This window comes from Parapedobacter sp. SGR-10, from assembly GCF_011030405.1.
GTDB lineage: Bacteria > Bacteroidota > Bacteroidia > Sphingobacteriales > Sphingobacteriaceae > Sphingobacterium.
Map to the genome: position 1 here is coordinate 1 of NZ_JAAJTJ010000028.1, position 20,643 is coordinate 20,643.

The 20,643-nt window shown below is 41.2% G+C and carries 13 protein-coding genes and 1 tRNA gene; 5 read left to right on the forward strand and 9 right to left on the reverse strand.

Going from position 1 to position 20,643, the window contains the following annotated elements:
• The first annotated feature begins 353 nt into the window (after nucleotides 1-353).
• The 5 genes from G5B00_RS15425 to G5B00_RS15445 all read left to right on the forward strand — a co-directional run bounded on the left by G5B00_RS15425 (nucleotide 354) and on the right by G5B00_RS15445 (nucleotide 6,888).
• Nucleotides 354-956, forward strand: coding sequence for a TetR/AcrR family transcriptional regulator (locus tag G5B00_RS15425; RefSeq protein WP_163877452.1), 603 nt, complete (start codon nucleotides 354-356; stop codon nucleotides 954-956).
• A complete protein-coding gene (locus G5B00_RS15430) occupies nucleotides 946-2,274 on the forward strand; it encodes a TolC family protein (RefSeq protein ID WP_163877455.1) in 1,329 nt (442 codons plus the stop codon). The genes G5B00_RS15425 and G5B00_RS15430 overlap by 11 nt, the downstream gene beginning before the upstream one ends.
• A gap of 31 nt (nucleotides 2,275-2,305) precedes the next feature.
• On the forward strand, nucleotides 2,306-3,439 hold the full coding sequence (locus tag G5B00_RS15435) for an efflux RND transporter periplasmic adaptor subunit (RefSeq protein WP_163877458.1): 1,134 nt from the start codon (nucleotides 2,306-2,308) through the stop codon (nucleotides 3,437-3,439).
• A 27-nt stretch (nucleotides 3,440-3,466) separates the two neighbouring features.
• A complete protein-coding gene (locus G5B00_RS15440; protein WP_163877461.1) occupies nucleotides 3,467-6,637 on the forward strand; it encodes an efflux RND transporter permease subunit in 3,171 nt (1,056 codons plus the stop codon).
• Nucleotides 6,638-6,806: 169 nt separating this feature from the next.
• Nucleotides 6,807-6,888, forward strand: a tRNA-Leu gene (locus G5B00_RS15445).
• Between the two features lie 94 nt (nucleotides 6,889-6,982).
• Here G5B00_RS15445 and G5B00_RS15450 read toward each other — a convergent pair.
• From G5B00_RS15450 to G5B00_RS15490, 9 genes are all read right to left on the reverse strand, one after another.
• Entirely contained in the window at nucleotides 6,983-9,313 is a 2,331-nt protein-coding gene (locus G5B00_RS15450; RefSeq protein WP_163877463.1) for a hypothetical protein, read from the reverse strand.
• Nucleotides 9,314-9,384: 71 nt separating this feature from the next.
• On the reverse strand, nucleotides 9,385-10,749 hold the full coding sequence (locus G5B00_RS15455; RefSeq protein WP_163877466.1) for a polysaccharide lyase 6 family protein: 1,365 nt from the start codon (nucleotides 10,747-10,749) through the stop codon (nucleotides 9,385-9,387).
• A 177-nt stretch (nucleotides 10,750-10,926) separates the two neighbouring features.
• A complete protein-coding gene (locus G5B00_RS15460; protein ID WP_205966443.1) occupies nucleotides 10,927-11,811 on the reverse strand; it encodes an alpha/beta hydrolase in 885 nt (294 codons plus the stop codon).
• A gap of 131 nt (nucleotides 11,812-11,942) precedes the next feature.
• Complete coding sequence (locus G5B00_RS15465) at nucleotides 11,943-12,275, reverse strand: hypothetical protein (protein ID WP_163877470.1); 333 nt, start codon at nucleotides 12,273-12,275, stop codon at nucleotides 11,943-11,945.
• A gap of 181 nt (nucleotides 12,276-12,456) precedes the next feature.
• A complete protein-coding gene (locus G5B00_RS15470) occupies nucleotides 12,457-13,596 on the reverse strand; it encodes an alpha/beta hydrolase family protein (RefSeq protein WP_163877474.1) in 1,140 nt (379 codons plus the stop codon).
• The gene (locus G5B00_RS15475) at nucleotides 13,596-14,150 is read right to left on the reverse strand and encodes a DUF5017 domain-containing protein (RefSeq protein ID WP_163877477.1); all 555 of its coding nucleotides are present in this window, start codon (nucleotides 14,148-14,150) and stop codon (nucleotides 13,596-13,598) included. Before G5B00_RS15475 ends, G5B00_RS15470 begins: the two co-directional genes overlap by 1 nt.
• Nucleotides 14,151-14,176: 26 nt before the next feature.
• On the reverse strand, nucleotides 14,177-15,115 hold the full coding sequence (locus tag G5B00_RS15480; RefSeq protein WP_163877480.1) for a DUF5017 domain-containing protein: 939 nt from the start codon (nucleotides 15,113-15,115) through the stop codon (nucleotides 14,177-14,179).
• A gap of 18 nt (nucleotides 15,116-15,133) precedes the next feature.
• Nucleotides 15,134-17,002: a RagB/SusD family nutrient uptake outer membrane protein gene (locus G5B00_RS15485; RefSeq protein ID WP_163877483.1), complete on the reverse strand. Its 1,869-nt coding sequence runs from the start codon at nucleotides 17,000-17,002 to the stop codon at nucleotides 15,134-15,136.
• A gap of 19 nt (nucleotides 17,003-17,021) precedes the next feature.
• Nucleotides 17,022-20,237, reverse strand: a complete 3,216-nt coding sequence (locus G5B00_RS15490; RefSeq protein ID WP_163877486.1) for a SusC/RagA family TonB-linked outer membrane protein — start codon at nucleotides 20,235-20,237, stop codon at nucleotides 17,022-17,024.
• Nucleotides 20,238-20,643: the final 406 nt, after the last annotated feature.

The window sequence follows — 20,643 nt, forward strand, 5'->3', positions numbered from 1 at the left end:
TATAAATATAGTGATTCCAAGCCATAGTTAAAAAAAAGACATTCAAACTGCAGAACCTGTATTACAAAAGGAATATTTTAAGAACAGCGTATCCAATAAAAAAAGGTTTTCAAACGGGGAGAATGAAAACCTTTACTAACCAATTATAAACCTAAATTATGATACCACAAAGATAAGTGTAGAAAGTACACTTGTCAAGAGTTTTCTAAAAACTTAACAATTATTTAACACACTTCATTTTTATATCCTTTTGTTGATACTAAAAGCCTTTATTATCATTTTTTAATTAGTCAGAAAAGTATAACAATAATTTGACACGAAAGGATCGTTCGAATTGGTATTTTTGCAACCAAATGAACGTTCAATTGACAGATAAGATCGAGTGTATTTTCAAACACACATTGCTCCTGATCCAAGAGCACGGGTTTCATGGCACGCCCATGAGCCAGATTGCAAAATCTTCGGATGTCGCCATTGGGACCATATATCATTATTTTCCATCCAAAGAAGAACTGATACTGCAGCTATACGACTATTGCAAGCGGGAAATACATCGGTATATTTTTGATGATATGGACAAAAGTTTAAGCTACAAAGAGCAATTTTTCATTGTTTTCAAACGCTTTTGTTCATTCTATCAGCACAATACGGATAAGTTCAGCTTTATGGAGCAATTTTATAATTCTCCGTTTTTTGAGATGGTCAAAGACAAAACCTGTGATGGAGATGGTCCCTATGAAGAAAACAAAGTCATTGCTTTCCTCCTACAAGGTATGGAAAAGAATATCTTGAAAAAACTGGATGTATGTATATTATCATCAGCCTACATCGGGGTAGCCGTATCCTTTTCTAAATCTGTGCTCTATGGAAAAATACAATTCAACGAAAAACACCTGGACGATCTGATCGAAATCATTTGGAACGGCATAAAACAACAACACGAACATGAACTTTAATTTTAAGCGCAAACTAATCCTTCTTTTTTTTGCAGTTTCCGGCTATTCGATAGCTATCGGACAACAAGCGGCATCCCTGAATAATGCGACATTGGATGACTTGATCAATTATGCTTTGAGCAATAAGATCGAGCTCAAACAGGCACAGATCGATCAGGAGATCGGAGAGCGGGAAATTGCTTCTGCCCTATCCGGATGGTTTCCACAGATCAGTGCTACCGGTAGCCTAAGCCATTACATCCAGATGCCGACCACTAACTTTAATGGAAACAACGTTACTATGGGACAGCGCAATAACAGTGCGTTGACTTTTGAAGCTAATCAAGCATTGATCAGCCCCGAGCTCTTCCAGGCTTCAAAAGCGGCAAAATTCGTCCGCCAAACAAACGAACTCAATCTGGAAAATACCAAAATAAACACGGTCGTCAGTGTCAGCAAAGCCTACTATGACATCTTGACCAGCGAAGAGCAGATCAAGATTATTTTGGAAAATATTGCTCGGTTAGAGAGACAACATGCCGAAGCCTCTGCTCGATATGAAGTAGGACTTGTCGACAAGACCGATTACAAAAGAGCACAAATATCCTTGAACAATGCCAAAGCCGAGCTGAAATCAGCCCAGGAATTGCGTAAATATAAATACGATTACCTGAAAATGCTTTTGGCAATCCCTTCCGGACAATCCATTACCCTCTCTTTCGTTGACCAGAATATGGAATCCTCTATACTCTTGGACACGACAGAGTTGCTACAGATCGCTAATCGTGTGGAATTCAAACAGCTCCAAACCCTACAGGAAATCCAAAAACTGAATACACAGTACCAAAAATGGACTTTTATGCCCCGTATAGGTGCTTATGCCAACTATTCGATGAATTATAGAAACAACACATTTGCGGATATATATTCAGACAATTTTCCTGCTTCAACAGTAGGATTGAGTCTCAACCTCCCTATTTTTCAAGGGACAAAACGAATCCAGGAGATCAAAAAGTCTGAACTACAGGAAGAGCGTCTGCAACTCGATCTTCAAAACTTGGAGAATCAGATCAGCACGGAATATTCTTCGGCTATGGCATCATATCGAGCAAACATGAACGATTGGCGAAACGCCAAAGAAAACATCGAATTGTCCGAAGAGGTCTATAATACGATCAAGCTTCAATATGATGCAGGTGTAAAAACCTATTTGGATCTGATGACAGCCGAAACGAACTTAAAAACAGCACAACTCAACTATCTCAATGCATTATATGCCCTACTAGCAAGTAAATTGGACATCCAGAAAGCCTTAGGCACAATATCCACGAACAATTAACCTTAACTGAACACTACGAACACACATAAAGATGAATAAAAATCACATACTTTCAACTTTTCTTATCAGCACCGCATTATTCATACAATCCTGCGGTGGCAACGAGAACAACAAACAACAAGCCGGAAACAATCCTCAAGGCGAAATAGCTGTACCTGTATCCACAGCTATGGTGGACAAAGAAATTGTCTCTGGCGTCAAGAGCTATCCGGCAAATGTCGTGCCTTTGCAAGAAACCGAAATCCGTGCAGAGGTGACCGGATACATTACCAATATATATGTCAATGATGGTGCATACGTCAACAAAGGCCAACGGCTTTACGAAATAGACCGCACACGCTATCAAGCTGCTGTGGACCAGGCCAAAGCTAATCTGGAGATCGCCAAGGCCAATCTCGATCGTGTACAGAAAGATTTACAACGCTACCAAAGCCTCGCAGAGAAAGATGCGATAGCCAAACAAACCCTAGACTATGCTACGACGGACGTCAGCAACCAAAAAGCTCAGGTTCAAGCAGCCGAAGCCGCATTAACGACCGCACAGACCAATCTACAACGTTCGGTTATTGTGGCTCCCTTCTCCGGCAACATAGGTATTTCCCAAGTGCGCAATGGAGCATTGGTCAGTGCAGGCTCTACATTGTTGAACACAATCAGCTCTACCAACCCTATTGCAGTAGAATTCCAAATCAATGAACGGGATATATCCGAATTCAGCAAACTACAAAATGGAAATGCTAACACACAGATATATGTTACCTTGCCCGATGGTAGTCGATTTGAAGAAACCGGGCGGATCAGTACAATAGATCGTGCGGTGGACAGCCAGACCGGAACGATAAAAGTAAGAGCCTCGTTTTCAAACGGTTCAAACATACTACGTGCAGGCATGAATGCCACACTAAACGTAGAAAGCAAATCGAAAGAAGAGCAACTGATCATTCCATACAAGGCAGTCTTTGAGCAATTGGGCACATTCAACGTATACACAGTCAATGATAGCAGTAAAGTAGAACTCAAACAGATTTCCTTAGGACAAAAGATCGACGATAAAATCGTCGTCACATCTGGCCTTGAAGTCGGACAAAAAATCGTGGTAGACGGTACCACCACTTTACGACCAGGCTCTAAAGTCACTGAAAATAATGTGCCGAACCAACAATAATATTTGCAGAACGCTAATTAGACAACAATGATTTCAGAAGTATTTATAAAAAGACCTGTCACAGCCATAGTGATCTCCATTCTGATTACCATTATCGGATTGATCGCCATCACGACGCTGCCGATCAGTCAATACCCATCCATCGCCCCTCCTACTGTTACGGTAACAGCCAACTATACGGGAGCCGATGCACAGACAGTCGAGCAGACCGTGACTACGCCGATAGAGAGCCAGATCAACGGTACACCGGGTATGATCTATATGTCATCCAACAGTACTTCAAATGGGCAGGCACAAATTACGGTTACATTTGAAGTAGGAACGGATATTGATATAGCCACACTGGATGTGCAAAACCGTGTAGGCATTGCGGAGCCCTCTTTACCAGAGACCGTACGTCGATTGGGTGTGACCACGCGCAAAGCCAACACAGATGTACTGATGTTGGTCTCATTGGTTTCACCGAAAGGGACGAGAGATAATAAATTCCTGGCCAACTATGCCAACCTCTACGTAAGGGATGCCTTGATGCGTGTCAAAGGTGTCGGTGATGTCAATTCCTTTGGACAGCCTTTCTCCATGCGTGTGTGGCTAGATGCCAATAAACTGGCCAATCTAAATATGACACCGGCAGACATATCTGCTGCGATCAACGAACAAAACATACGCATTCCGGGTGGTAGTGTAGGCGGTAATCCGCAAGAATCCACGACGGTATTCGAATACCCCGTCATCACCGACTCAGATCTATCCGAAGTCGAAGACTTTGAAAATATCGTCGTAAAAACAAATCAGGATGGATCTATTGTTCTGTTGAAAGATGTGGCGAGAGTCGAACTGGGACAATTCAACTATGGTACATCGACCAAAGTGAACGGAATGACATCTACCGGAATGATGATCAATCAAACGCCGGGAGGAAATGCTGTCGAAACAGCCGAGGGGATTTATGCCGCGTTGGATAAACTCAAAGAATCTTTTCCGGAAGATGTAGACTATGTAGTCGGTTATGAGACCGTCTCTGTCGTCAAAGCATCCATTAATTCCGTGATCACGACCCTAATTGAAGCACTTGTCCTTGTGACATTAGTGGTATTCTTCTTCCTCCAAAGTTGGCGGGCCACCTTGATACCCGTATTGGCAATCCCGGTTTCGATCATTGGTACCTTTATTTTCTTCACGCTATTCGGTTTCTCGATCAACAACCTGACTATGCTGGCTTTTGTACTCGCTATTGGTATCGTCGTGGATGATGCTATTGTCGTGGTGGAGGCCGTACAGCATTATATCGATCACAATAAGCTAAGTGCAAAAGAGGCGACCATACGTGCGATGAAGGACATTACTGCTCCTGTGATTGCCATCGGGTTGATCCTGGCAGCTGTATTTGTTCCCGTAGGATTCATCCCCGGCATGGTAGGTAAATTGTACCAACAGTTTGCCATTACCATTGCAGTATCGGTATTATTGTCAGCCTTCATAGCCTTATCACTCACTCCGGCACTTTGTTCGCTTCTGTTAAAACCAACAGCTGTTACCCAAGAATCCAAAGGGCTAAACAAGCTTTTCTATAAATTCAATCTTTGGTTTGAGAAAGTAACCAACAACTATTCCAGAGGTGTAAAAAAAGCCATCAAAGCCACTCCCCTGGTATTGGTCATCCTGCTTTGTATTTTCATCGGTACGGGCTGGATGTTCAAGACTAAGCCGACAGGTTTTATTCCCACCGAGGACGGCGGAATGTTCTTTGCAGGGGTCACCTTGCCTGAAGGAGCCTCCGCCTCACGTACCAACGAAGTATTGCAAGAGCTGGAGGATGAGGTCCGCCGTGATTTTCCGGAGATAAAATATGTCACGAGCATTTCGGGTATCAATATCCTAAACCGATCGTTCAAACCCAATGGCGCTACCTTATTCGTTTCCTTAAAGCCCTGGAAAGAAAGAAAGCGTACAGCTAGTCAGATTACAGGAGCTATTATGGGCAAATATGCACAATATCCCAAAGCTCGGATACTTGCCGTAACTCCCCCTGCCATTCCGGGATTAGGATCTTCCGGAGGCTTTTCTTTACTTGTACAGGATTTACAAACGATTGATATCAAGCAATTCGAAGCCACGGTAGGCAAATTTTTAGCCGCAGCAAACCAACGTCCCGAAATCGGGATGGCTTATACGCTCTTCAACTCCAATTCGCCAAACTACAAACTGCACGTAAACCGTGAGCAGGCAAAGAGAATGGGAGTTCCGGTATCGAGCATCTACTCTACAATATCCGCTTATCTAGGAAGTAGCTATGTCAATGACTTCACCAAATACGGCCGAAATTTCCGTGTCGTGACGCAAGCGGACATGGGTTACCGGATGAATATAGAAGACATCACCAAACTCTATGTAAACAATGTACAGGGACAGCCTGTGCCGATGGGTACACTGGTCAATTACGAGTTGGTCACGATGCCTTCTATCATCAACCACTACAATATCTTTAGAAGTATTGAAGTATCCGGAAGCTCTGCATCGGGATACAGTTCAGGAGACGCACTGCGGGCGCTGGAAGAAGTCGCCGCAGAAACCTTGCCGGCAGGATTCGATTATCAATTTTCCGGCCTATCCCTACAAGAAAAGCAATCGGGTTCCAAAACCATACAAATATTTGCCTTATGTATTCTGTTTGTATTTCTGCTCTTAGCAGCCTTATACGAGAGTTGGTCGGTTCCATTCTCGATACTACTATCGGTACCACTAGGTGTATTTGGGGCCATTCTGGCCTTGATGTTGCTTCCAAAGCTTGACAACAACATCTATGCACAGATCGGATTGGTCACGATCATTGGGCTTGCTGCAAAAAATGCGATTCTAATCGTGGAGTTTGCGAAGGAGCGTGTCGATATTGGTATGAATTTACTGGAAGCCACCTTGGAAGCTGTCAAGCTCCGTCTGCGTCCGATCATCATGACTTCCCTGGCCTTTATCCTTGGGATCATCCCACTGATGATTTCTACAGGGGCCGGTGCCGTATCGAGGCAGACGATCGGATGGACTGTATTCGGAGGAATGACCGCAGCCACATTCCTGGCAATATTTATTGTACCTGTTCTGTTCGTGATCATTACACGCCTGAGCTATGGTAAGAAAAAATTGGCCGAATTGGAAGCTTCTTTCGATGAGGAAAAGAAAAAACAGCTTAGCTCCCACTAGCCTCGTACTCATCATAATACATACACAAAAGCCAATCTTTTCGATTGGCTTTTGTCATTTTTAAACTTTTTTGATTTAATAATCAGCTACTTTACCAAAACATATAAAATTATTTTTGCATTCACTGCGAGAAGACTTATATTTGCATCGTCAAACAACAAAGCAGCTTGCCCAGCTGGCGGAATTGGTAGACGCGTTGGTCTCAAACACCAATATCTTCGGATGTGCCGGTTCGACTCCGGCGCTGGGTACTAAAACAGGGATTTTTCAATCCCTGTTTTTGTTTTTAGGCAACCCCTATCTACCTGAAATATAAGGACTCTTTTCGATACGCAATACCACAAACTAATCTTCCAGATCAGAGCGTGATTTTAACATACCAATAAATTTCGGATTCAACTTTTCACCTTTTGATTTCAGCGCGTTTAGTATATCTTTTCCAAGCATAGTGTTGGAATGGTTGAATTTTAGCTTTTCATTGATCTTCATGAAATCATAACGGTTTAATAAAGAAGGAGCAAATTCACCCGCGACTTTAGGGGAATAGATCGTACAGTTGGAAAAAACAGTCGCCAATGTGGTATCTAGCTCCAACGCTATTTCTTGTTCAGCGTTCACCTCTGGTAGAATTTTACTTTCCAACAAGTAAATTTCTCCCTTCATCGTTCCAAATTTTTTACTCTTCAACGCCGACAGATTGGAATTGCGGATGATTACCCTTGCAGGAACTCCCGAAATATCTATTTTCACGGGAGGACAGTTTACGATCTCCAATTGTAAGAATAGGGAATTTGCATCTTTTACATCTTCGCTGCCATTTTTCACGAGGAAATGATTATTTTTTTCGTCGGATCCCACTTGCGAAAGATCTTCCAAGGCTACATTATCAACCAATATTTTACTATTAGCCCTCAATTCTATCGCATCATAGCTTCCCTTTGCATCAACGTAATATCCTTTCGGATCGTAGAGTGTCACGATACGGACACCCCTATTTTCACCGTGTACAATGATATTTCTGAATTGGACATCTTTCGGAAATATAATCCTCTCCCCATGTTTCATTTCTGAAAACGGACTGAGGTTCATCAAATAAAGAGATCCCTTAGATTTACTATTGGTGCAGTCTATGACCATATTTTCGATAGCAATAGACCTACCAAATACTATCGGATACTTATAATCAAAATTTGCTGGACTAAAATCCAAAATATGGTTAGCGGCACTTTCTGCCGGAATGAATTTACAATTGGAAATCTTGATATCTCCATCCCACTTAGACCCAAAATCTCTTCTAAAATTTATAAAAGAGCGGTGTTCGCAAGTTGTGTTCTGAATAATGAGATCCCCTCCTCCCGTAATAGAAATACCTCTATAACCGATTTTTGAATTCAATATCGACAAATTCCAGCAATGAAAATGAACGTCTACCCTATTGAGGTGGCAACCGTCTATTTTAAAGTTTTTGTTCATATTGGTACCAAAAACTCCCCAATGTACGGCACTCCCCTCCGCAGTGACATTCTTAAAAGTCGCATTCAGAATCCTTCCACCCGATATACCATACGTACCTGCCGGAACATCGTTTGCGGTTCCTTCCCTATCCTGTTCATATGGGATGAGACGAATATTTTCTAATTTAACTTCGTATACTTTACTGAAATTATAAAAACCGGTTCTTGCATTGGGTGCAATATCCTTCTTGCCTGCTTCCAGCCTAACGACCTGATTACTGATGTACGTCCTTGACCGTAGAATCCCAAAGCCATTTTTGGTGTAGCCTTTTCCGTGGCTATCGCCCGAAAGACAAAAACAACCACCATTAATGGTCAAATAGGTATCATCCACAGGAATGATCTCTATAGTGGAGAAATCTTTGAATGTATAGGCCACTTCTCCCAATACCTTTCCATGCTCTTCTATATATACAAATTCTTGTCTGGACCAAGACTGACCGACAAATCTGGCCCCAGCTCTGAATCCGATTTTGTCATTCGTATCCTCTATATACATCAAATGTCCCGAAAAAGGCGAAAATTCTTCTATCACACTTACACCAGGCTTAAATTTATTCAAAATATTAGCCTTCTCCTGCGCGGAGAACGTGTGTTTTACTTTTTGCTTTTTACTTGCTACAACAAATTTGTAAGCTTTTGGGGTATTGAATTGTTCATCTATATGAAAAATAGAATTGCCCCATTCCACATTATAAAAAATCTGTATCCCATTGGTTTCTTTTAACCAAAATTCCCCTGTATAATTAAATACAGGAAGATCGTGAGCATTGGCGTATTGATGTGCTTTTTTTATCTCAATCCCATCATCATGTACACCATCAGATACTGTCCCAAACATTTTATAATTGACCACAGATACATTGATCAATGTGGCAAACAAACCATTCTGAAGAGCTATACCTGTCTGAGATTGATCCTGTTGATCATTGATCAGATATTCTGCATGACCTCCATCATCGGCTTGATGGTACCCTAATACCTTAACAATATCACCTTTTTTAAGTTTCTTTTCGGAGACCAGTGTATTTACATTGGCAAAAATTCTCATTGTGCCCGCAACGACATTCTCTTTTTCTGCAGCATAGGAGGAATGAGCAAAGCCCCCTGCTGTCAATACCGTGGCTCCAAGTGTTTTCAGTACGTTTCTTCTTGTAAACATAGTTCAAGTTCAGTTGATTATATACATCCCATTCAGTCTTTTCCTTAAATCAAATACATTTATCTGTTGACTTATTCTTTGATGACAAATTTCTTATCTATGCGCTGCCACTCTGGGCCAATGCCTTCACCTTCAAGCAATCGTACCTGCTCTTCAGCCAAAGGAGGAAAACCTATCTGTGCATGGGCTTTGTCAGGATAAATAAAGCTATATTTGTCCTTTTGATATTTTTGGGATATGACGGTAAAGCCTTGTTCTCCCGTCTTTCCCCGCAATAGATTATCTTCAAATCTCACATTTTCGGCTGTTTTTGCAGACACTTCTTCCCAAACAACTACGGGTGTGGTACTGCTGATGTAATTCCTAAAAACACGAGTGTTTAATAACGGTAAAAATGTTTTTTCGTTTTTTCCGGAACCTATGACAAACGGTTCTTCACAATCTATTAAGGTATTATTATAGACTTCTGCATTCTTCACTTGCCAGTATCCCCATAAAGGAGGATTTTCCCATGCATTCATAAAGGTAATTGTTGCATTCAGCCCTTTACCTGTCAAACCATGAAAGTAATTGTTATACACCTTATGGTTTTCACCTATTAACCTGACTCCCCCTGATTTTTTCTTTTGATTGCCTATAAATATATTTCCATAAACTGTCGCATGGTTACCGTGTCTTAAAGTCAACATGCCCGAACATTCGAAAAATAAATTATTCCGAATCGTGTTATGCGTGGATTTATTGGATACGATCTCTATCTCTCCGTCACAATTATCAAAAATATTATTTTCTATGGTCGTATATGAATCCATTAAAGACGTACGGTCTACCCCTGCCCGTATGATCTCTCCTCCATTGCCACCATAGGGCGGCCTGCCATCAAAGTAATTGTGGTCTATCCGATGGTAGTTAGGCTTATCGGCAACGTAGACCCCCACCGTAGTTCCTATATTTGTTTTGCCCTTTACATAGCAATGATCGACCCTGTTCCGCTCACCATATAGCACGATCCAGCTATTTCTCATCTTTTTTTCAGCATTGTCATACGCTGTTATAGACGTATTTGTCAATCGACAATTTTTTGATTGTTCGGAAAATGCAATCACGTTTTTCTTAAAGGCTTCACCATCTCTGAAGACCAAACCGTCTACAACCAAAAATTCTCCATCAATGACCAATGTAGAATGACCACTTATAATGGTTTCACCAGCTTTTTCGGCTTTAAAAATGATAGGCTTATCTGCTGTGCCAATACCTTTAAAAACGAGCGATTGATCTTTCCATACTCCTTTTTTTAGTAGTACCCTATCTCCTGCTACAAGGTTCAATTCATCTATTTCCTTTGCCGAACTTACGGCATAATCTTTAGCGCCCACCCTGTTTACCTGTAATATAAACAGGAACAATGTGGAAAATATAATCGTGGATAACTTCATCTATACTATATTTATTGCTTGATCAGTTTTTATATCCTGTTTAAATTTTAGTCAAACTGCTTTTTTGTCATGTTGAGGCTTGCCGAAACATCTGTAAACGACATAAAAAATGAACAGATGCTTCCTATCGTCAGCATGACAAGAAAAATCCGAATAACATTTTTAGACTTCATATCACTATTTGCCTTTTAAAAAGTCAACGATTGTTTCCATCTGATTATTTATAACTTCCTTATAGGCCGGACCTCCATGTCCGATTCCTTCCAAAATGATCAGTTTCGAATATCTATTGCCCTTTTGTTCCAGAAAACGGTGCAGTGAATGTGCGTATTCGACAGATATCAGATCATCTTTATCACCGTGAAACGTAAGCACGGGAACTTTTGGATTAACAATCTGTTCGTTATTCTCTACACCTCCCCACAGGTTGACTATATTTTTCACGTTTATCTTTGAATACTTGGTGCACAAACCCGTGTACAAGGCCGTCATGGCACCTGCCGAACCACCCGAAATGGTGACATCTTTCGTATCAAACTTATATTTCTTTGCGTTGTCTTTTATCCACTTTAAAGCCAAAACAGCGTCTTCTCCGGCTATCGCTATGGCCCGATGCAATCCTGCATTAAACTTCCCCGATGCGGGTAGCCCTTTGGACATATTTGCTCTACAGCTCGCACCACTTATTTTATTATGCTTGAGATACAACCTGTAGTTGATCGTGATTACGGCAATTCCATGAGACGCCAGTTTCGTACAAAAAACTTTGTGTTGTGCTTTATCGCCTCCCGAAAAACCTCCTCCATGTACATACACATATACCGGCAGTTTAGCTTGCTTGCTATCTTTGGGTAGATAAATATCCAACAACCTGTCTGATGACACATCATTGTTTATAGAATCGGGTTTTGTAGCATACCGAATATCCTGTTCTACAGTGACCAACGAAGAATCATCTACACTTTCTTGCTTACTTTGGCCATAGAGTACAGTCGAAAGAGAGATGTACAGCACAAGAGCTACCAAACTTGTTTTTAACGAGGAGACACCGTTTTTCTTCATGTTATTATCTTTAATTTTGAAACAATGACGAACGCATTAATTTATACAGAGGTATTAAAAAAAGGCTGAATTGAAAAACATATTTTATATTGTAAGTTTTTCAATTCAGCCATCATCAATTTTTTTTTGTGTTATTGATTTTTAGCAGCTTCCTTCAGCTCGTTATATTTTTTGAGTTGATCTGCCGTCAATGTAGCTTCATAGTCTTGTTGTCTCTTTTTGTAAACCTTGGAGATTTTTGACTTTTTTTCGGAATCAGAAAGCTCCGTGTCTTTGCGTATCTTATTGATATCTGCAAATGATTTCTTGGTTAAAGCTGTAATTTTTGTTTGTTGTTCTGGATCCAAACCAATTGCGTCCATAGTTTCTTGCTTGTGTAAGAAAACAGCTTTTTTCTGCTGGGCACTTACCATAGTAATCGAAAGCATAAACAGCAATCCTGCTAAAAAAAATGATCTTTTCATAATCTAATATATTTATAAATAAAAAATTCTATAGGTGGGTTTGATCATAAAATAAGCTTATAAAACCCTACCGTAAACGTACCCGTAAGATACAAACTATTTTATCAAATCCCAAAGATGAAGTAAAAAAAATTCTGAAAGCACCAAAGACCGATGATGCTTTCAGAATTAAAATACCATTCTATTTTTGTGTACTTTGGCCAAAAAGTCTTTTTTCCAACCACTTGTAAGCTAACTCACGGGACTCTTCCGTAAAATCATGGCCATAGCCATGTAGATAGTAGTTTATATCTGCTTTTTTAGCTTTATTGACCTTTTTATAATATTCTGTCAGATCCCTGAAACATTCCAATAATTGTGGGTTGCCTCTATTCAGACTATCAAACAAGGAATATTGATATAATACTGCCCGTGGTGCTGCCAGCCTTAAAAAGAAGTTTGCATCTACATTCAGACCTACTTTATAATTTTCATTGGATAGATAGTTCCGTAGCGCGTTTTGATCTTTCCACAAGGCAGGCTTATAATTCACCATTCCTCCCGAATTTACAACTGCTGCTTTCACTCTTTCATCAAATGCAGTCAGTAATATAGCGTCCCATGCTCCCAGAGAATGTCCTATAATAGCGATGTTGGATGCATCCACAAACTCAATATCCGTCAGAAAATCCAGGGCTTTCTTTAAGTCGTAAACACTTTTACCACTGAGGCCCCAACCCGGATATTTTTTTGATAACTCCTGTTGACAAATGGCCATCTCTTTTTTATAATTGGCATACCCTCCTTCTCTTCTTCTTTCGCCATAGGCAGCTCTGTCGGGTGCAAAAGTTACAAAACCTCTTCTCACCAAATGTAAAGCATATTGCCTGTTTTCTCTTTTTGCTTGCTCTTTAGCATCCTTTGCCGGCTCTTTATGTATCCCCACGACCCTATCCTTTCCAGTATCTGCAGTAGGATGGGGACACAGTACCAGGGGCAGTTTTTCACCTTTCTTCCTATGCAAAGGGAGAAGGATATAGGCATAGGCATATTCATCAGTATCCACGAGATATTTGATATGCCAGCGCTCATGATCAGGCTGTTTTACTTTTTCGATAATCTCCATCACGGGCTTAGGAGTAGCATCTGGCTTAGGCCCCTTGTCCAAATAAACCCTTTCCATTGCCCTTTTCATTTCCTCCCTAGTCACTTCCGTAACGGAGTCTTGAGACACGGCAGGCGACAAAATGTATTCTTCACCAATGTACTTTTCTTTCGAATGGACAGTGCACAGACTGTACAGGAGCATCAGACAGAGTAGAGCATTTTTCTTCGTGATCATTACTCTACGATCTTGGCGATAGCCCAGCTTTCGGATGCTTTAACAGATTGATTCGAACGAAATCGCATCAAATCTTTCCCTTTTATCCATGTCGCACCTTCATGGTTTTCTTTGTTATCAACAATAGTAAAGTCTCCGATAGCCACAGTTTTAGTTTCACCCTTTTGGGTCAACGTCACATTAGATACGCCCCAACCTCTTTGTGAGGGCTTTGCAGAAGCCTGTCCAATATATTTAAAAGCAATATACAGTGGTTTGCCGGCTTTCATTTTTTGAGATAAATCGATGTTTCCTGATCCAACCGGTACTTTATCGGTCGCCAACTTAACCTTTTTCGTGACATCTTCCCAGGTAGCTGCATTGACGGACTCCAGAGAGTAATCTCCGTTAAAATCTGACGAGACTAACACCGAGAGATTATTGGACTGCTTACCGTATTGAACACTTGTATCAAACGATAGCGTCGTCTTGTCTTGTTGGCCGTATACGTGATTACAAATTAAAAATGTGATAATCATCGTCAGTTGTGAAATCTTGCTTAAATAGTTTTTCATGATCTTTATGTATTAATTGTTTTATATTATTCAGTTACTGTTATCTTTAGTTGCTTGACGACTTTAGACTCGCCATATAGATTCGAGTTACTGGCGACAAATGTTACAGTATACTCACCTGCTTCCTCGTAAGTATAGGTATAATTCTCTATTTTAAGATCCCTAAACCCCTTTATGGGAGTACCTTTATCCGGACCTAAGTCTGTTTCTGCTGTACTGATCGGAGGCGAAATGGCCCAAACTTCGACTGCTAACGGATCAAAAGGATTAGGTGATCGCAAAGTAATCTGGGTAGAGGTCACCGCACTGTTCTTATCGGTGTCTGTCTCAAAATTATTGTCATAAACCAAAGTAAATCCAGAGGCGTCAAACAGCGAAAAACTACCCAGATCCGTGACAGCGTTTACAGCAATATTTCTCATAAACCAGTTCCGTTGTGCCTTCCCGGCATCTTTCTTATACCTAAAAGCCAAATACAACGGTTTACCTTCCTCAGCTTCGCTCATAATATCCAAAACGCCCGAAGGGATGAAGTTCGCAGCGGTATTGTTGTCCATCGTCGGAGGAGCCAGTGTGAAATCTTTAGATACATTATCTTTCCAGGTTGCACTATGTACACCTTCGATAGTATAGTCACCACTAAAATCCGATGAGACCCATACGGACAACAGATCTTTCTGCCCATTGGCCAACCCATATCGAATCGCCGTAGAAAAAGATGTATTTAATGCCAAAACCTTATCGACCCGTCCATCTATATAGGCATAATCCTTCATCGTCTCACCCGAATAAAATGTGATCTGATCGGCATCGCCTGTGAACGTAAAGTTCACTGCATCACCAACTTTATAAGTCAGTGTTTCCACCTCGACATCAAAAGTCGGCACAGCCACCTCGACCTTATTGCATCCTATCGCGCCAAAACAGGCGCACAACAGTATGACAGTGTTTTTAATAGTTTTCATAATATTCTTTTGATTAGTTTACCACCCTTTATTTTGTACCAATCCCGAATTCAACCCCATTTCGTAAGAAGGTATAGGCCATACAACATCTCGGGCACTTACATTCTTGTAAGACCAATCAGCATAGTCTAGCGCACTGGACAATGAAGACGTTTCTATATGATCTCTTACGATTTTCATGTTTTCAACCAATTTACCCCATCTCACCAGATCTCCTTTTCGTAGGGACTCCAAACAAAGCTCACGGGAACGCTCGTCCTGAATAAAGGTCAAGAATTTTTCCGGAGAAGCAATGTCAGAGGCCGGTATATCAGAGTCTATATTGGGATCGTTCAAGACAGCTACCGCCTGTGCTCCCGTACCCGCACCGGTTATGGTAACGGTCGGCACACTGGTATAGCCACTTCCCTCAAAAGTAACCGTGATATTTGCTACTCCATTGCTGGCTATTAGCGCAGCAGCGGTAGCATCTTGTCCGCCACCTCCGGAAATGGTGATATTTGTAGTCGCAGCCGTATATGTTCCCGACACTCTCGGCACGGTGACTTCAATAGCTTGCACGTATCTACTCGACAACATTTTACCATAGGCCCTACTCCTGACCATGTTTACGGCATCTATTGCTTCCTGACTAATGGCTCCTGTAGCTTGGGTCTCTGCCTCAGCAAACATCAAAAGTACATCCGAAAAACGCAGAATAGGATAATTTATAGGTGTATATACATTTTCTTTGGGCATGACCTCTTCGTAGAGACGTCTGTATTTACCGCAATCACGTTGATATATACCAGTAGGTGTGAGTTCCCGTGCTGTTTCTCTTGCCGGATTACCGGCCAACGAAAATGAGGCTATTGCCCAATTTCTTCGGATATCGGTAGAATTCGGTCGGGTTTCCTCCGGATACCTTTCCCACAGCACACCTGTGGCATTTAAAAATCCATAAGAAAACCCATGGTTAGGATCTGCATTGGTTCCACCATTATATTGGATACCGTTATAATGTCCGATCTGTCCCGCTTCTCTATACACGGCCTGTGTATTTCCCCAAAATTCTACCTCCCATATACTTTCACCTATATCGTATTTATCAGCAGAATAGTTGATAAACACCTGCCTGTAATCAGGATTCAACTTATGGTTGGCATCCGTATCGTCCATGACCATCTTTGCCCATTTTGCGGCCTCTGCATAACGCGATGCATTCAACAGGGGATAACCAGCCCAGTGGAGATTTACCCTTGCTAGAATACCTCTTACGGCAGATTTACTTACCCTACCACCATGCGCAATCTGCTTGATCGTCCTTACTTTTCCCTCCGCTGCTTCCATATCGGCCACGATTTGCGTATACACCTCTTCTGCCGTATTCCTTGGATAAGATGTATTATCGGTATTAGATTCAGGCGCCAACATCAATGGTACACCACCAAAATTGCTCACTAAGAGAAAATAGTAATACCCCCGTAGAAACAAGGCTTCCCCTTCAATGGCAGCCCGGTTTTCATCAGATATCTTTTCAGGCTTATTGATATTTTCCAACAAGAGATTTGCCCGGTAAATCCCTTCGTAACAAGTTCTCCAGAAAGCCGTAACATGTGGATCCGTTGGATACACATTATAAACAGATACACCGATCTGATCTGTTGACCTATCATAAAACCCCTCGTCTGCATCCATCCCCATCCGCGTAATTCTTCCGCCATATATAGTTCCATCTCCAAGTTTTGAATACACAGCCGCAAGTGCAAAATTCAATTGTTCTTCCGTTTCATAATAATTGGAAACAGTCAATAAATCCTGTGGCCTAGTATCCAAAAACTTATTGCAAGATGTGGCAAATACGATAATGATAAGTACGCTCAAATATTTCTTTATATTATTTTTCATAACTTGTCCTCCTAAAAAATTATAATGTGACCTTCAGACCAAAAACCAGAATTTTAGCCCTCGGATAGGCTGACCAATCAAATCCCGGTGTCAAGACAGTGTGCCGGACAGAAACTTCCGGATCCATCCCAGAATAATTAGTCATTGTAAACAGGTTTTGAGCCGTAGCCGTCATCGTTAAATTTTTCACATAGATCCTGCTGAGATATTTTGCAGGCAAACTGTAAGACAAAGACACTGTTTTCAACCTGATATACGAAGCATCTTCAAGGTATAGGGAAGAATATCTTCCAAGAGGTCCTTGTCCCCCTGCCCTAAACATCGTATTTGAAGGATTTTCCGGTGTCCATCGATCTACATAGGTTGCAAACTGATTACGGGACAATTGTGGCCTTCCTCCTTCAAAATATATTCTGTTGGCATTAAACACCTCATTTCCGTATGACCATTGGAAGAACACATTCAAACTGAATCCTTTATAGCTGAAATTATTGGAAAAACCTCCGATATGTTTAGGAGTAGGATCCCCTATGATCGTTTCATCATGTTCATTGACAGTCAGATCTCCATTCAGATCCTTATACTTGATATCACCTGGCCGGATATCTTCTCTGACATCTCCATTACCTGCTATATGGGCCTTCAACCTATACTGACCGCCCACCAGATCAAAATCTTCATATTGATAGATTCCATCAAATATATAACCCATAAACAAGGCTGCCGGTTGGTCAACCTGAGCTACATACAAATAGGATCCATTATGCAAAGCATCCCAAGTCACAGCGGAAAACATCCTGCTCTCATCAGACGTCAGTGACAGAATTTTGTTCCTATTGAACCCTATGTTCAGGTTCGTACTCCATCTAAAGTTCTTCGTTTTGATATTTTCTGTATTCAAGGTCAATTCCAGTCCTTCATTCTGCAAGGATCCAATATTTTTATAGTTTTTGGTAAAACCAAATATGGAAGGAATATTAGCGTTCAGCAATAGATTTTTAGTTCTTTTTCTATAAATATCGGCCGTTATCTCCACACGCTTTTTAAACATTGACAAATCATAGCCGAGATCGATCTGTTCTGTGGTTTCCCATTTTAACCGTGCATTTCCCAATGAGCTGGGATAAACCCCTTTTGTCGGATCAGCATTTCCAAACGAATAAGACTGCGCGATAGCAGAAGCACTCATCAACGGGTCATACGGAAAATCAGTGACCCTGTTATTTCCCGTCAAGCCATAGCTTATGCGGAGTTTGGCATCCGAAATAAAGTCTATATCCTTCATAAACTTTTCATTTCCCATTCTCCATGCAAAAGCAGCAGATGGGAAATATCCCCACCGATTATTGACAGGAAATTTTGACGAACCGTCTGCCCGGAAAGTTCCGGTCAACAAATATTTTGATTTATAATTATAGTTTACCCTGGTAAACACAGAATTCAACCTATTATTGGATGTAGAGACTGTCATACTCACCGGTACCCCTTCGTCCATGCCCCAAAGACCCAAAGACTCATTGGGTATAAGCTGGCTGCCCATACCATACCTGTTTACCCTTCTTTCCTGAAAATCAACACCCGCCATAGCGTTAAAGCTATGATTGGCTATTTTTTTCCTGAAAGTCAGATAGGAACTGGAATTCCATGTGACCGTTTCGGACAACGATAAAGTAGACTGAACACCTCGTGAATTTGATGGCAAAGTAGCTGACCCTCTGGTTGTACCCGAATTGTAAAAATTATACGCCTCTCCATTTGATTTGATATACCCTGCCGTAGTTTTAAACTGTAAACTTTTATTGATATCGTATGTGAGATAACCATTGGCATTTAAGCTCATGCTCTTTGAACCCCTATCCTCGTTCGTTAAAGATTTCACAGGGTTTATGGCAAACATAGCTGAGGTCAAGGTTTCATCAACCTCTTCATCAATAAAATCTTCATCAATATCTCCTCCTATAATCTCTCCCTCTTCATCATAATAGACCTCTTCCCTACCTGTTACCGGTCTAAATGCCCATGCGCTGTACATTAGGTACGTATAAGCATGCCCTCCTGTACCGGCATTACTGGCCGCTGTCTGTCCAAATGACTTTTTATGGGAGTACGACAGATTAACACCACTTTTAAACTTCTTACTTATAGTATGATCCAATGTTACCCTCGCCGTAGCCCTATCAGAACCGCTGTGTATGATCGCACCTTGTTGATTATATAGGGAACCCGAAACGGAGTACTTGGTCTGGGCATTGCCTCCTCTTACAGACAGATTATGGATCTTGGTCGCTCCGTTTCTGAAGATCAGGTCCTGCCAGTTGATCCCTTTAATATGCTTATAGCTTTCCAAAGTCTTTCCATTAGAGAGATAAATATCTTGCATGGCAGAAGAATTATTGGATCGTTCCAACTGATATTTCACAAATTCATAGGGATTCATCATTTCCATTTGCTTGGTCACATTCTGGAATCCGAAAGAACCGCTATACTGTACAGCAGGAACACCTACTTTGCCTTTTTTTGTTTCAATAACGATGACTCCATTAGCTCCCCTGGCACCATAGATGGCTGTGGCAGAAGCATCTTTCAACACGTTCATTTCTTCAATGTCATCCATATTTAAAGATGATGGATCAAATTCCTCAAATGGAAAACCATCGATTACCCATAGCGGCGCAGTACTTTGCGTCAAAGAACCGGCTCCCCGTATGACGATATTCACACCTTCGGATCCCGGTTGCCCATCCGCCGAAGATACCTGTACCCCTGCAATCCGTCCGGCCAAAGCCTGATCAAAAGACATGACCGGCGCAAGCGCCATCTCTTCTACATTGACCTGTCCGACAGCACCCGTTAAATCTGATTTGGCCACTTCGCCATAACCCACGACAACAACTTCATCCAAAGATTGCATGTCCACAGCTAGAGACGTATTGATTACTTTGTTTTCAGCTACCTGTATTTCTTTGGCATAAAACCCTATATACCTAAATACCAACACATTACTGCTAGCCACCTGTATAGAGTAACGGCCTGACGCATCTGTAAACACCGTCTTGGTCGTTCCCTTTACAGTAATCGATACACCCGATAATGGCTCATTCGTCTCGGCATTGGTCACCACCCCTGTTATTACCCTATTTTGGGAAAAGGCAACTGTCGCAAAGCTTAATATAAAAAGTAAAGCCATCACAAACCTCTTCTCTGATTTCAATATTCTTAATTTTAATGCTATCATAATTTTTAAATGTTTATACATTGTATACTTTGGGAAGACTCATTCAGCAAAAAGCCGTGTACGTACCCGATGTGTCACAAAAAGGTAAGTGAAATATCAACTTTTCTTTTGGGAAAGACTATATCAAGCCAATGTTTTAAAAGGCTTACTCGGTGTCGATCGGTTTTTCTCATAATAGTTTATATAAGATCAAAAAAACAATTATTCTTTAGTTTCCTTACCACATACCCGTTAAAAAACCTTCCCAATGTCATCTGTTAGTAGCCGAACAAGTTGCTGAACCCTGGCGAAACAATTTTTGTATTTTCAAATTCATTCTCCACCACTTTGCGGACTAGTGTGACAACCTTGCACTACAAATGTATTATATATGTTTATATCTTGGTACAGGCTAATATATACTTTT